The organism is Candidatus Infernicultor aquiphilus (assembly GCF_002784285.1).
Taxonomy (GTDB): Bacteria; Atribacterota; Phoenicimicrobiia; order Phoenicimicrobiales; family Phoenicimicrobiaceae; genus Infernicultor; species Infernicultor aquiphilus.
The window spans coordinates 1-1,228 of the sequence record NZ_PFKO01000037.1 but is presented as its reverse complement, the minus strand read 5'-3'; the positions used below and the strand labels follow the sequence as shown (position 1 = coordinate 1,228).

The 1,228-nt window shown below is 30.9% G+C and carries 1 protein-coding gene and 1 pseudogene; both read right to left on the bottom strand.

Features of this window, described 5'->3' with window-relative positions; translation table 11 throughout:
- Positions 1-143, bottom strand: a pseudogene (locus COZ07_RS01170) (adenine phosphoribosyltransferase); the annotation flags it as partial.
- Positions 144-160: 17 nt separating this feature from the next.
- Positions 161-1,228: DHH family phosphoesterase (locus tag COZ07_RS01165; RefSeq protein WP_406606770.1), on the bottom strand; the 1,068-nt coding region annotated here is incomplete at its 5' end.

Here is a 1,228-nt window from a genome sequence, read left to right as displayed (position 1 = left end):
TGATATTTACTACAGTACTTAGTTATTTCATCAATGCTATATTTAAAAGCTTCTTTATCTTTTAACAGTGTGGTAATATCTTTAAATTGAATGCCTTTTACGGGAAAGTCTGGAATATTTCTAATTTTCTCTTTTAAATCTATCACTTTTTATCTGCCTCCTAAAAAATAGCTTTTATACCTTTTATATTTAATTGAATATTTTCTGACCCATTCCATTTATTTAATTCGATATTAAAGGCTAAGTCTACTACCTTACTTTCAGAAAATATTTGGCTTCCCATTTTGCTTAGTCCAAATCCAATTCCTTCTAATATTTTGTTCTCTTCCTTAATTTTTAGTTTAAGGTGCTCTCTACTTTGACCAACCAACTGCCAATCGTATATCATGTTTTTAAAACTGCAAAATACAGGTTGAGGATTTCCTGACCCAAATGGTTCCAAAACATTGATATCTTTAATTAAGTTAAAATTAATATCACTTAATGAAATTTGGGCGTCTACTTCTAATTCTGGATTTAGATCATCTTCGTTAATAAATTCTTGAGCAATTTTATTTATCCTTGACTTAAACTCAGGAATTTTATTGTACTCTATGGTGATACCCGCAGCTAACTGATGACCACCAAAGTTTATCAAAATATCTTTACATAATTCTAGAGCTTTATATAAATGAAAACCTTTGATACTCCTTCCTGACCCTTTTCCTATTCCATCTTTTTTAGAAATAATAATTATAGGACGATTTAATTCATCTACTAATCTAGAGGCTATTATACCAATTACCCCTTGATTCCAATCCTCTGAAGCAAGAACTAATACCTTATTATCTTCATCTTCTACTTGTTTAAAAGCAAATTCCCTAGCTTCCCTTAATATATTATCTCCAACATCCTGTCGGTATTTGTTTATTTCACTTAATTTTCGGGATAAATATTTAGCTTTAGATTCAGAATCAGTTAGTAGTAATTCTAAAGCCAATTTGGGATCATCCAACCTCCCTGCTGCATTTATTCGGGGAGCAAGAGCAAAATTAACTTCTTTGGTACCCAAATTGCCATAATCTACTCCACTCTCCACTATTAATGCTTTTAAACCTTCTTTATCAGTTTGATTAAGTACCTTTAATCCACACTTAATTAAAATACGATTTTCATCAATAAAGGGGACAGAATCAGCAATTGACCCTAACGCTACATAATCAAGCAGATTTCGTAAATCATCCTGATT